An 11,298-nucleotide genomic window follows, 5' to 3' on the forward strand; every position below is an offset into this window, starting at 1 on the left:
CCTCGCCCCCATTATGGGACTTCTCTGAAGTGTCCGTGCTATCGGGGTAGAACCCGGAGGTGATTTCGATAATCAGGCAGGGGTTGGTGCGGTAGTAGGGCGATTCGCGGTCATTCGAGTCGCAGGTCAGCACAAGGTCGGGGTAGTAGAAATAGGTATCCCCATCGTCCATGACCTTGACCTTCATATCGGCCATGAAGAGCTGGCAGCCGCGCTTGCGGGCGTGGGGGTAGAGCTGGGCTCCGAGGGCCATCGCGACCAGGCCATGCCGGTCGCTCGCGCCGGCCATGGCCACGACCTCGCCGGCGAGGTATTCGTGCTTGATGCGGCTTTCGAGTTCGCCTTCGAGGTATTCTTCAACGCTTAGTTGGAGTTTCTGCACCAGGGCATGCATGGCTCGTGCTCCTCACTTGGACTTTGCGGGGTAGGAGGCCCGCCCTCGGGCCGATGGCCCGCGCTTGATAGGCCTGTCGCGGCGAGGGCGCCGCTCCTACACGGGGGTTCCGAACGATGGATCGGGTTCATGCGATTGTCCAGGCCCTCAACACCCTACCACCCCGCCGCGCCTTACGTTAAGGTTGCCTGTGGTTTTGTCGGGTTTTGCATAGGGATGATCTCATGGCTCAAGCCCCCGTATTGACGGGTCTGCCCAGGCAGTTGGTGCAAGCGGGTCTTCTCGCCGAGGAGGCGGCCAGCCGGGCCTTTGCCGAGGCGCTGAAAACCAAGCAGTCCTTCCTGCACGTGCTGGCGGCCGAGGGTAAGGTTGATCTTGGCCGAGCGGCGGAGATCGTGGCGTTGGAGTTCGGCCTACCGCTGGTGGAGCTGGAGGCTTTCGACCCCGCGCAACTGCCGCTGCAGGCGGTGAAGGAGGACCTGCTGCGCAAGCACAAGGTCCTGCCCCTGCATCAGCGCGGACGCAAGCTGTTCGTGGCGGCGGCGGACCCCACCCAACAGCAGGCGCTGGACGAGATCCGTTTCGCCTCCGGCCTTGCCATCGAGCCGGTCATTGCCCCGGCGGACAAGCTCGCCACCCTGCTCGAGAAGCTGCTGGAGAGCAGCAGCTCGGCGTCGATGATGCATGGGCTGGATGATGACCTCGGTGAGTTGGACGTGGTGGAGGAGGCCGAGGCAGGCAAGGTTGCCGAGGCGGATGTCTCCGACGCCCCGGTGGTCAAGTTCGTCAACGGCATCCTCATGCAGGCGATCCAGAAGGGGGCGTCCGACATCCACTTCGAGCCCTATGAGCACACTTTCCGCGTGCGTTTTCGCATCGACGGTGAGCTGCGGGAGATCGCCTCCGGTCCCCAGCTCAAGGGCTGGTCGGAGCGGATCATCGCCCGGGTGAAGGTGATGAGCCGGATGGACATTGCCGAGCGCCGCGTGCCGCAGGACGGACGGATCAAGCTGGCGGTGTCCAAGACCCGCGCCATCGACTTCCGCGTGAATTCCTGCCCCACCCTGTTTGGCGAGAAGGTGGTGCTGCGTATCCTCGACCCGTCCAGCGCCAAGCTCGGCATTGACGCGCTGGGTTATGAGCCGGAGCAGAAGCAGTTCTACCTCAATGCGCTGAAGAAGCCCTACGGCATGATCCTGGTGACCGGCCCGACGGGCTCAGGTAAGACGGTGAGTCTGTACACGGGCCTGAACATCCTGAACACCGAGGATCGCAACATCTCGACCGCCGAGGACCCGGCGGAGATCAACATGCCGGGCGTCAACCAGGTGAACGTCAATCCGAAGGCGGGCCTGACCTTTGCCGAGGCGCTGCGCGCCTTCCTGCGCCAGGACCCGGACGTGATCATGGTGGGCGAGATCCGCGACCTGGAAACCGCCGAGATCGCGATCAAGGCGGCCCAGACCGGTCACCTGGTGCTCTCCACCCTGCACACCAACGACGCGCCGCAGACCCTCACCCGCCTGGCCAACATGGGGGTGCCGCCTTACAACATCGCAGGCTCGGTCATCCTCATCATTGCCCAGCGCCTGGCGCGCAAGCTGTGCCCCATCTGCAAGACCGAGGACAAGGTGCCGCGTGATGAACTGCTGCGTGAGGGCTTTACTCCAGTCGACATCGACAAGGGGATGACGATCTACAAGGCCGTGGGCTGCGAGCAGTGCAACAATGGCTACAAGGGCCGCACCGGCATCTATCAGGTGATGCCGATCTCCGAGGAGATGCAGCGCCTGATCATGTCCGGCGCCACCTCCATCGACCTCGCCGACCAGGCGCGCAAGGAAGGCATCCCCAACCTGCGCGAGGCGGGGCTTTTGAAGGTGAAGGCGGGCATCATCAGCCTGGAAGAGCTGAACAACGTGACGAAGGACTGAGAAACGCCGAACCCTCCCGGATGTGGCGCGTCCCCTCCCCCCTGGCGGGGGAGGGTTAGGGAGAGGGGAGCACGTTGCAACGAGTTATCACCCTCTCCCCCAACCCCTCCCCCATCAAGGGGGAGGGGAGAAGCCTCGGGTGAGACAGGGCATCCTAAACACCGCGCTATCAGGGCCAAGACACTGGGCCTACAATCAGCGGGCACACAAGCATGAGGCAAGCCATGGCACAGGCAGGCGAGAACAAGATCACCTTCGTCTGGGAAGGGAAGGACAAGACCGGCAGGCGCATCCAGGGCGAGGTGCTCGCCATCAGCGAGATGCAGGCGCGCAATATCCTGCGCCAGCAGGGCACCCTGCCGCTGAAGATCAAGAAAAAGCCCAAGCCCTTGATCGGCGGCAAGGGCAAGAAGATCAAGCCCGCCCACATCGCCGCCTTCACCCGCCAGCTCGCCACCATGCTCCAGGCCGGGATGCCGCTGTTGCAGGGTCTGGAGATCATCGCCCAGAGCGCGGAGCTGCCCGCCATGGCCAAGCTGGTCAATGAGATCAAGGACGACGTGGCGGGCGGTATCTCGCTAGGCAATGCCCTGGCCCGCCACCCCCTCTACTTCGACAAGCTGTATGTCAGCCTGGTCAAGGCCGGGGAGGATGCCGGCGCGCTGGAGGCCATCCTCGAGCGCATCGCGGTGTACAAGGAGAAGACCGAGAGCCTGAAGAAGAAGATCAAGAAGGCCCTGTTCTATCCGGCCGCGGTGCTGGTGGTGGCCTTCATCGTCACCGCCATCCTGCTGATCTTTGTCATCCCGCAGTTCAAGGACCTGTTCTCCAGCTTCGGCGCCGACCTGCCGGCCTTCACCCTGATGGTGATCGGCCTCTCGGAGATCTTCCAGCAGTACTGGTGGGTGATCTTTGGCAGCATCGGCGTGGCGATTTATGCCTTTTTCTTCTTCAAGAAACGCTCCCAGGCCTTCAATCAGGCCCTGGACCGGCTGGTGCTGCGCCTGCCACTGGTTGGCCCGCTGACCCATAAGGCGGCCATCGCGCGCTTTGCCCGCACCCTCTCGACCATGTTCGCCGCCGGCGTGCCGTTGGTGGAGGCCATGTCCTCGGTGGCCGGGGCCACCGGCAACCATGTGTACGAGAAAGCGGTGCTGGAGATGCGCGACATGACCGCACAGGGCCAGCAGATGCGCATTTCCATGCAGCAGTCCGGCCTGTTTCCCATGATGGTGGTGCAGATGGTGGGCATCGGCGAGGAGACGGGCGAGCTGGACAAGATGCTCAGCAAGGTCGCCGACATCTACGAGGAGGAGGTGGACAACATGGTCAGCGCGCTCTCCAGCCTGATGGAGCCGATGATCATGGCCTTCCTCGGCGTGGTGGTCGGCGGTCTTGTGATCGCCATGTACCTGCCGATCTTCAAGCTCGGCTCGGTGGTGTAAGGTCATGGACGCCCTGCTCCACGCCCTCGAAACCTCCCCCGTCCTGCTCTACACCAGCCTGGCCGTGCTCGGCTTGATGGTGGGCAGCTTCCTCAACGTAGTCATCCTGCGCCTGCCGAAGATGCTGGAGGCGCGCTGGAAGGCCGAGTGCCAGGAATTCCTCGGCCAGCCGGTGGACGAGGCCGACGGCCAGCGCTTCAACCTCGCCATCCCGGCCTCGCACTGCCCAGCTTGCGGACATGCCTTGCGCTGGTGGGAAAACCTGCCGCTCATCAGCTACCTTTGGCTGCGCGGGCGCTGCGCCCACTGCAAGACGCGCATCTCGCCGCAGTACCCGCTGGTCGAGGCTGCCTCGGCGGGCCTGACGGTGCTGACCGCCAGCCAGGTCCCGTTCGGCTGGCCCCTACTGCTCGCGCTGGTGTTCGTCTGGGTGCTGCTGGCGCTGACGGTCATCGACCTCAACACCATGCTCCTGCCGGACCAGCTCACCCTGCCGCTCTTGTGGCTGGGGCTGCTGCTCAACGTGGGCGGCCTGTTCGCGTCCCTGCCGGATGCGGTGATCGGCGCGGCGGCAGGGTATCTTGCGCTGTGGGCGGTGTACCACGGCTTTCGCCTGCTCACCGGCAAGGAGGGGATGGGCTACGGCGACTTCAAACTCCTGGGCGCGCTCGGGGCGTGGATGGGCTGGCAGGCCCTGCCAGGGGTCATCCTGCTCTCGAGCCTGGTCGGCGCCGTCATCGGCATCGGTCTGATGCTGCTGCGCGGGCGCGACAAAAACACGCCCATCCCGTTCGGCCCCTACCTCGCCATCGCCGGCCTGATCTGGTTCTTCTGGGGCGACGCCATCACCGCGCTCTACCTCGGCGGCGGCCTCCGGCCGTAAGCCATGCTGGTGGTCGGCCTGACCGGGGGGGTGGCGAGCGGCAAGTCCACCGTGGCTAGCCTGTTCGCTTCCGACGGTGTGCCGGTCATCGACACCGACCTGATCGCCCGCGAGCTGGTCACCCCCGGCCAGCCGGCGCTGGCGGAGATCGCCGCACGCTTCGGGCCCGACGCCCTGAGCACGGACGGTACCCTCAACCGCCCCTGGCTGCGCCAGCGCATCTTTGCCGACGAGGCCGCGCGCAAAGTACTTGAGTCCATCCTCCATCCCCGCATTCGTGCCGAGGTCCAGCGGCGGCTTGAGGCCCTGCGCCTGCAAACACCGCCCCCTGCCTATGCCTTGGTGGTCATCCCCCTCTTGGTCGAGACCGGGGCTTACGATGCATTGCTCGACCGGGTGCTGGTGGTGGACCTGCCGGAAGACCTCCAGCTTCAGCGGCTGATGACGCGGGACGGGGTGGAGGAACCCCTTGCCCGCGCCATGCTCGCCGCCCAGGCCAGCCGGGAGGCCCGGCTTGCACGTGCGGACGATGTGATCAACAACCGGGGTGCGCCTGATGACCTGATGGAGCAGGTGGAAAGGCTCCACCGGCTATACGCCGGCCTGGCCGCCTAAGCTATCGGCCCGAGGGCGGGCCTCCTACACCCGTGGCTGTAGGAGCGCCGCCCTCGGCGCGAAGGAACGTCGGCTCATCGTCCTGGAGCGGGCCTTCTACCCCTCGGTTGTAGGAGCGCCGCCCTCGGCGCGACCGGGCGCCCGAGATCGCTTGGCACAAAAACATCGCACCCCACGGAGGAAAAGGGATACATGGAAGGACCCCATGGATGCCGCTTACGATACGGGCGATGCTCCGAAGCCGGACGGATTTATCTTGTGACCACGGTCACGGCCCAGCGCCTGCGCGTATTCCAGGACCTGATGAAGGCCCGGGCGATGGTGCAGGTGCTGCGCTCAGCCGCATCCTTGGGCGACGCACAGACCCTGGCCTACGTGCTGATGCCAGACCATGTGCATTGGCTCATGCAGCTTGGGGAGCGGCGCCCGCTGAGTGCCGTCGTCGGCACCATCAAATCCATCAGTGCTCGCCGCATTGCAGGGTTACGTTGGCAGGCAGGCTTTCATGATCATGCCTTGCGCCGGGATGAAGACCTGCGTGCAGTGGCGCGTTATGTGATCCTCAATCCTGTCCGCGCGGGTTTGGTTCAGCGGGTTGGGGATTATTCCCATTGGGACGCGGTGTGGTTGGCTCAAGAAAAGGCGCCATGATCCATCGGCCCGCGGTCGGGCCTCCTACAGACCGGTTGTAGGAGCGCCGCCCTCGGCGCGACCGGGCGCTGGTTCATCGGCCCGGGGGCGGGCCTCCTACAAGCGCCCCTGCTTCCACCCGCAAACGCACGCGCAGGCGGCGGAAATCATCCGGCGGCAAGGCATCGCGCGGCAGTGGCACATGCAGACGCCCTCCATCCTCCAGCCGGAAGGCCAGGCTCACCCACCACGGCAGGCTGCGGCTGGCCTGCACATCGAGCAGCGCCCGGCGCACCTGGCCGTTGGCGAGGATCAGGTGCCAGGTGGCCCCGTCCCCCCATTGCATCTCCCGCACCGGCAGCATGCCGCGCAGGGCAAGTACGGCGCTGGCGGCCAGAGTCAGGCTCAGGCCGAAGGCCGCCGGCCCCGGCAGGGCGGACAGCCCCAGGGCCAGCACGCCCAGTCCGTGGACGAGCAGGATGGCCACCACCAGCGTGGGCGAGCGGCGGGGCTTGAGCAGTAGGATGGGCGAGTGTTTGCGCATCGTTGTTCTCCCTGCACAGGGCTATCGCATGAAGGTTCTGGAGCGCGCGCAACAGGCGAAAACCCAGCCTGCAAAGGGGGGCTATTGGGGTGTAGGAGGCCCGCCCTCGGGCCGATCGCTCCAGCTCGACATGCCTGTCGCGGCGAGGGCGCCGCTCCTACGCGGGTATTCAGAGCGATGAACCAGGCTCATGCGCTTGCCTGCTCTCCCTGAACCTTGCCGGGCTGCACCCGCCCGGCGTGGTGCTAAGATGCCGCGAACAGCCCGTTCACGCCAGATCGCACCGCTTTCCGGAGAGCCCCATGAAACCCGAGTGGAAAACCTTTCTGCAGCAGCGCGGCGCCGAGTGGGATGCGGACCAGGCCCGCGTCGCCCATTTCGGCAACCCCGACCAGGAGCTTGCCCTGAGCCTCACCGGCGAGATCATCGCCGACCTCGGTCACCGCGGGCTGATCGCGGTGATGGGGGAGGAGGCGGAAGGCTTCCTGCAGAACATGCTCTCCAACGACGTGCGCCAGGTGAGCGCCACCCGCAGCCAGCTCACCAGCCTGAACACCCCCAAGGGGCGCATGTTGGCCCTGATGCGGCTGTTCCGGCGCGAGGGGGTGTATTACCTGAGCCTGCCCCGCCCGCTGGTCGAGCCTACCCTCAAGCGCCTGCGCATGTATGTGCTGCGCAGCAAGGTGACCCTGGAGTCCGCCGGCGAGGCCCTGGTGCGCTTTGGCCTGGCCGGCGAGCGGGCGGAAGGCTTGCTGCGCGAAGCCTGGGGCGAGCCGCCGGCGGCCATCGATGAGGTGCGCACCGAGGGTGGGGTGACCGTGCTCCGCATCCCCGGCCCCAGCCCGCGCTTCGAACTCTACGGCGAACTGGAGCCGATGCAGAAGCTCTGGCAACGGCTGGACGTGCATGCCGTGCCGGCGGGCGCGGCGTGCTGGGAGCTTCTGGACACCCTCGCCGCCCTGCCCGAGGTCTACCCCGAGACCGTGGAGGCCTTTGTGCCGCAGATGGCGAACCTCGAGCGCGTCGGCGGGGTGAGCTTCAAGAAGGGCTGCTACCCCGGCCAGGAGGTGGTGGCGCGCATGCACTACCTGGGCAAACCCAACCGGCGCATGGCCCTGCTGCGGGCCAAGGCGGCGGAGAATGCCCAGCCCGGCCAGGCTGTGTTTGGTGATGACCCCGAAACGGCCGTCGGCACGGTGGTGCGAGCCGCCCCCCACCCAGACGGCGGCATCGTGCTGCTCGCCGTGGTACGCTTGCCCGCCCTGACGGAAGGTGCGCTGCATCTGGGCGCCGTGGACGGCCCCGAGCTTGCGCGCCTGCCCCTGCCCTATGCCCTTGAGGACGACGCAGCATGACCGCCTTCAACGACCCGCTCATCATCGCCGGCCGCGCCTACCAGTCCCGCCTGCTCACCGGCACCGGCAAATACAAGGACATGGAGGAGACCCGCCTGGCCACCGAGGCCGCCGGGGCGGAGATCATCACCGTAGCGGTGCGCCGGGTGAACCTTGGGCAGAACCCGAACGAGCCCAGCCTGCTCGACGTGCTGCCGCCCTCGAAATACACCCTGCTGCCCAACACCGCCGGCTGCTACACCGTGGACGATGCAGTGCGCACCTGCCGCCTGGCGCGCGAGCTTTTGGACGGACACGACCTGGTCAAGCTGGAGGTCCTGGGCGACCCCAAGACCCTCTACCCCGACGTCACCGCCACCCTGCAGGCCGCCGAGATCCTGGTGAAGGACGGCTTCAAGGTCATGGTCTACACCTCCGATGACCCCATCATCGCCAAGCGCCTGGAGGAGATCGGCTGCGTCGCGGTCATGCCGCTGGCCGCGCCGATCGGCTCGGGGCTCGGGGTGCAGAACAAGTACAACATCCTCACCATCGTCGAGAACGCCAAGGTGCCGATCATCGTCGATGCCGGGGTGGGTACCGCTTCGGATGCGGCGATCGCCATGGAACTTGGCTGTGACGGCGTGCTGATGAACACCGCCATCGCCGAGGCCAAGGACCCGGTGATGATGGCCGCGGCGATGAAACACGCGATCATCGCCGGACGGCTGGCCTACAAGGCCGGGCGCATGCCGCGCCGCCGCTTCGCCTCGGCCTCCTCGCCGACCGAGGGGCTGTTCTTCTGATGAGCGAAGCGGCCGAGCACACGCCCCCCCGGCGAACCATCAAGAGCTTCGTCCGCCGCGAAGGCCGCCTGACGGTCGGCCAGCAGCGCGCGCTGGACGAGCTTCTGCCGCGCTTTGGCCTGCCCGCAGGCGAGGGGCCGATCGACCTTGCCGCCCTGTTCGGCAACGACCACCCGGTGACGCTGGAGATCGGCTTCGGCAACGGCGAGTCGCTCGCGGCCATGGCCGCAACGGCCCCCGAGCTGAACTTCCTTGGCGTGGAGGTGCACCGCCCCGGCGTCGGCCACCTGCTGCAACTCATCGAGCAGAAGGGCCTGACCAACGTGCGCGTGGCGAACACGGATGCGGTGGATCTGTTGAAGCAGCGCATCCCCGAGGCTAGTCTCGACCGCCTGCTGCTGTTCTTCCCCGACCCCTGGCACAAGAGCCGCCATCACAAGCGCCGCATCGTGCAGCCGGGCTTTGCCGAGTTGGTCGCCTCGCGCCTCAAACCCGGCGGGCTGTGGCACCTGGCGACCGACTGGGAGCCTTACGCCGAACACATGCGTGAGGTGCTGGAGGCCTCCCCCGCGTTCGAGAACGTGCACGGCCCTGGCGCCTTCGCCCCGACCCGGCCGGCCTGGCGGCCGGAGACCAAGTTCGAGCGTCGCGGCCTCAAGCTTGGACACGGCGTCTGGGATCTGCTCTACACACGCAGGGCCTGACCGTCCCCCTTCGCCACCGTCTTTGTCAAGCGGGGAACAAGGGCTTAGAATCGGCCGGATTTTTTCCATTTCTCACCCTTGTCCCGGGAGACCCCTCCATGTCCAAGAAGCATCCCGTCGTCGCGGTGACCGGTTCCTCCGGCGCCGGCACCACGACCGTCAAGCGCGCCTTCGAGCAAATCTTCCGCCGCGAGAAGATCAACCCCGCCATCATCGAGGGCGACAGCTTCCACAGCCTGAACCGCGTCGAGTTCCGCGAGGCCGTGAAGAAGGCCGAGGCCGAGGGCAACAACAACTTCAGCCACTTCGGACCGGAAGCCAACCACTTCGACAAGCTGGCCGATCTGTTCAAGTCCTACGGCAAGGATGGCACCGGCAAGAAGCGCTACTACCTGCACAGCGACGAGGAAGCCGCCGAGCACAACGCCCGCCTGGGCACCAGCCTCAAGGCCGGCGAGTTCACCCCGTGGGAAGACATCCCCGAAGGCACCGACCTGCTGTTCTATGAAGGCCTGCACGGCCTGGTGAAGACCGACACGGTGGATGTCGCCCAGCACGTCGACCTGGGCGTGGGCGTGGTCCCGGTGGTCAACCTGGAGTGGATCCAGAAGATCCACCGCGACAACAAGGAGCGCGGCTACTCCGCCGAAGCGATCGTGGACACCATCCTGCGTCGCATGCCGGACTACATCAACTACGTGACCCCGCAGTTCTCGCGCACCGACGTGAACTTCCAGCGTGTGGCCACTGTGGACACCTCCAACCCGTTCATCGCCCGCGACATCCCGACCCCGGACGAGAGCTTCGTGGTGATCCGCTTCCGCAACCCGAAGCGCGCGGATTTCCCGTACCTGCTGTCCATGATCCCGGGTTCCTTCATGTCCCGTCCGAACACCATCGTGGTTCCGGGCGGCAAGATGGGCTTCGCCATGGAGCTGATCCTGGCCCCGATGATCCATCAGCTGATCGAAGGCCGCGGCAAGTAATTTCCGCCCCTTCTGGAAAACGACCCCGGCCTGGCCGGGGTTTTTTATGGAGCCCTCCATGACGCCCGACCGCTACGCCGTCATCGGCAACCCCATCGCCCACAGCAAGTCCCCCTTCATCCACACCCTGTTCGCAGAGCAGACCGGACAGGCGATGACCTACGAGCGCATCCTCGCCCCCCTGGATGGCTTCCGCGAGACGGTGCTGCGCTTTCGTGCCGAAGGCGGGCGGGGGATGAACGTCACCGTGCCATTCAAGCTCGAGGCGGCTGAACTCTGCGACCGCCTGAGCGGGCGCGCGGCCCGCGCCGGGGCGGTCAACACGCTCATCTTCCATGCGGACGGGACGATCGAGGGCGACAACACCGACGGCGCGGGCCTGGTGCGCGACCTGCTCGGCCATGGGGTACCGCTTGAGGGCCAGCGTGTGCTGATCCTTGGTGCCGGCGGGGCGGTGCGCGGCGTGCTCGCCCCACTCCTGGCCGAGCGGCCCGCTGCGCTGGTCATCGCCAACCGCACCGCCGACAAGGCCGAGCAGCTCGCCGCCGACTTCGCCGACCTGGGGCCGGTGCACGGCTGCGGGTTCGAGGCCCTCGCGGGGCCGTTCGATCTCATCATCAACGGCACCTCAGCCAGCCTCACCGGTGAGCTGCCGCCGCTGCCCGACGACCTTCTGGGGAAAGGGGCGGTGGCCTACGACATGGCCTACGGCAGCGAGCCCACACCCTTCCAGCGCTGGGCGCAGGCCCACGGCGCCCGGCTTGCGCTGGATGGACTGGGGATGCTGGTCGAGCAGGCGGCGGAGAGCTTCTACCGCTGGCGCGGGGTGCGCCCGGATACCGCCCCGGTGCGCCAGGCCCTGGGCGCCAGTCACACCGCCTGAGGGCGCCCCCAACCGAGGGGTCGCGCCGGGGGCGGCGCTCCTACGCCACGGGGTAGGAGTCCCCCGACCGATGATCCGGCGCCCGTTCGTGGCGCGCGCGTTGCCACCACGGCCTGGGGTGTAGGAGGCCCGCCCCCCGG

At 66.6% G+C, this 11,298-nt stretch carries 12 protein-coding genes; 10 read left to right on the forward strand and 2 right to left on the reverse strand.

Annotated elements, in window-relative coordinates; genetic code table 11:
• A partial coding sequence (locus V6D91_RS04385; RefSeq protein WP_347318116.1) for a Uma2 family endonuclease occupies nt 1-394 on the reverse strand: 394 nt, incomplete at its 3' end.
• Between the two features lie 224 nt (nt 395-618).
• On the opposite strand from V6D91_RS04385, the gene pilB reads away from it, so the two are divergent.
• The 5 genes from pilB (at nt 619) to V6D91_RS04410 (ending at nt 5,922) form a co-directional block, all read left to right on the forward strand.
• Entirely contained in the window at nt 619-2,328 is a 1,710-nt protein-coding gene (pilB, locus tag V6D91_RS04390; RefSeq protein ID WP_347318118.1) for a type IV-A pilus assembly ATPase PilB, read from the forward strand.
• 224 nt (nt 2,329-2,552) lie between these two features.
• Nucleotides 2,553-3,773: a type II secretion system F family protein gene (locus V6D91_RS04395; RefSeq protein WP_347318120.1), complete on the forward strand. Its 1,221-nt coding sequence runs from the start codon at nt 2,553-2,555 to the stop codon at nt 3,771-3,773.
• A 4-nt stretch (nt 3,774-3,777) separates the two neighbouring features.
• Nucleotides 3,778-4,656: an A24 family peptidase gene (locus tag V6D91_RS04400; RefSeq protein WP_347318121.1), complete on the forward strand. Its 879-nt coding sequence runs from the start codon at nt 3,778-3,780 to the stop codon at nt 4,654-4,656.
• 3 nt (nt 4,657-4,659) lie between these two features.
• Complete coding sequence (coaE, locus tag V6D91_RS04405) at nt 4,660-5,271, forward strand: dephospho-CoA kinase (protein ID WP_347318123.1); 612 nt, start codon at nt 4,660-4,662, stop codon at nt 5,269-5,271.
• A gap of 192 nt (nt 5,272-5,463) precedes the next feature.
• On the forward strand, nt 5,464-5,922 hold the full coding sequence (locus tag V6D91_RS04410; RefSeq protein ID WP_347318125.1) for a transposase: 459 nt from the start codon (nt 5,464-5,466) through the stop codon (nt 5,920-5,922).
• A gap of 73 nt (nt 5,923-5,995) precedes the next feature.
• On the opposite strand, the gene V6D91_RS04415 is transcribed toward V6D91_RS04410, so the two are convergent.
• Nucleotides 5,996-6,445, reverse strand: coding sequence for a protein YgfX (locus V6D91_RS04415; RefSeq protein ID WP_347318127.1), 450 nt, complete (start codon nt 6,443-6,445; stop codon nt 5,996-5,998).
• Between the two features lie 302 nt (nt 6,446-6,747).
• Here V6D91_RS04415 and V6D91_RS04420 point away from each other — a divergent pair, with 302 nt between their 5' ends.
• From V6D91_RS04420 to aroE, 5 genes are all read left to right on the forward strand, one after another.
• Nucleotides 6,748-7,800, forward strand: coding sequence for a folate-binding protein (locus V6D91_RS04420; RefSeq protein ID WP_347318129.1), 1,053 nt, complete (start codon nt 6,748-6,750; stop codon nt 7,798-7,800).
• Nucleotides 7,797-8,585 carry a thiazole synthase gene (locus V6D91_RS04425; RefSeq protein ID WP_347318131.1) on the forward strand — a complete coding sequence of 263 codons (789 nt, stop codon included), beginning with the start codon at nt 7,797-7,799 and terminating at the stop codon, nt 8,583-8,585. Before V6D91_RS04420 ends, V6D91_RS04425 begins: the two co-directional genes overlap by 4 nt.
• On the forward strand, nt 8,585-9,289 hold the full coding sequence (gene trmB, locus V6D91_RS04430) for a tRNA (guanosine(46)-N7)-methyltransferase TrmB (protein WP_347318132.1): 705 nt from the start codon (nt 8,585-8,587) through the stop codon (nt 9,287-9,289). Before V6D91_RS04425 ends, trmB begins: the two co-directional genes overlap by 1 nt.
• A gap of 98 nt (nt 9,290-9,387) precedes the next feature.
• On the forward strand, nt 9,388-10,275 hold the full coding sequence (locus V6D91_RS04435) for a phosphoribulokinase (protein ID WP_347318133.1): 888 nt from the start codon (nt 9,388-9,390) through the stop codon (nt 10,273-10,275).
• Nucleotides 10,276-10,333: 58 nt separating this feature from the next.
• A complete protein-coding gene (gene aroE, locus V6D91_RS04440; protein WP_347318135.1) occupies nt 10,334-11,158 on the forward strand; it encodes a shikimate dehydrogenase in 825 nt (274 codons plus the stop codon).
• Nucleotides 11,159-11,298 lie beyond the last annotated feature (140 nt).

The sequence above is a fragment of the Thiofaba sp. EF100 genome (assembly GCF_039822285.1).
Taxonomy (GTDB): Bacteria; Pseudomonadota; Gammaproteobacteria; order Halothiobacillales; family Halothiobacillaceae; genus Thiofaba.

What these genes read in the sequence shown, in the direction of transcription:
- trmB (WP_347318132.1), top strand. Translation starts at nt 8,585, where the DNA reads ATGAGCGAAGCGGCCGAGCACACGCCCCCCCGGCGAACCATCAAGAGC.
- V6D91_RS04410 (WP_347318125.1), top strand. Translation starts at nt 5,464, where the DNA reads ATGGAAGGACCCCATGGATGCCGCTTACGATACGGGCGATGCTCCGAA.
- coaE (WP_347318123.1), top strand. Translation starts at nt 4,660, where the DNA reads ATGCTGGTGGTCGGCCTGACCGGGGGGGTGGCGAGCGGCAAGTCCACC.
- V6D91_RS04425 (WP_347318131.1), top strand. Translation starts at nt 7,797, where the DNA reads ATGACCGCCTTCAACGACCCGCTCATCATCGCCGGCCGCGCCTACCAG.
- V6D91_RS04400 (WP_347318121.1), top strand. Translation starts at nt 3,778, where the DNA reads ATGGACGCCCTGCTCCACGCCCTCGAAACCTCCCCCGTCCTGCTCTAC.
- V6D91_RS04415 (WP_347318127.1), bottom strand. Translation starts at nt 6,445, where the DNA reads ATGCGCAAACACTCGCCCATCCTACTGCTCAAGCCCCGCCGCTCGCCC.
- V6D91_RS04395 (WP_347318120.1), top strand. Translation starts at nt 2,553, where the DNA reads ATGGCACAGGCAGGCGAGAACAAGATCACCTTCGTCTGGGAAGGGAAG.
- V6D91_RS04435 (WP_347318133.1), top strand. Translation starts at nt 9,388, where the DNA reads ATGTCCAAGAAGCATCCCGTCGTCGCGGTGACCGGTTCCTCCGGCGCC.
- aroE (WP_347318135.1), top strand. Translation starts at nt 10,334, where the DNA reads ATGACGCCCGACCGCTACGCCGTCATCGGCAACCCCATCGCCCACAGC.
- V6D91_RS04420 (WP_347318129.1), top strand. Translation starts at nt 6,748, where the DNA reads ATGAAACCCGAGTGGAAAACCTTTCTGCAGCAGCGCGGCGCCGAGTGG.
- pilB (WP_347318118.1), top strand. Translation starts at nt 619, where the DNA reads ATGGCTCAAGCCCCCGTATTGACGGGTCTGCCCAGGCAGTTGGTGCAA.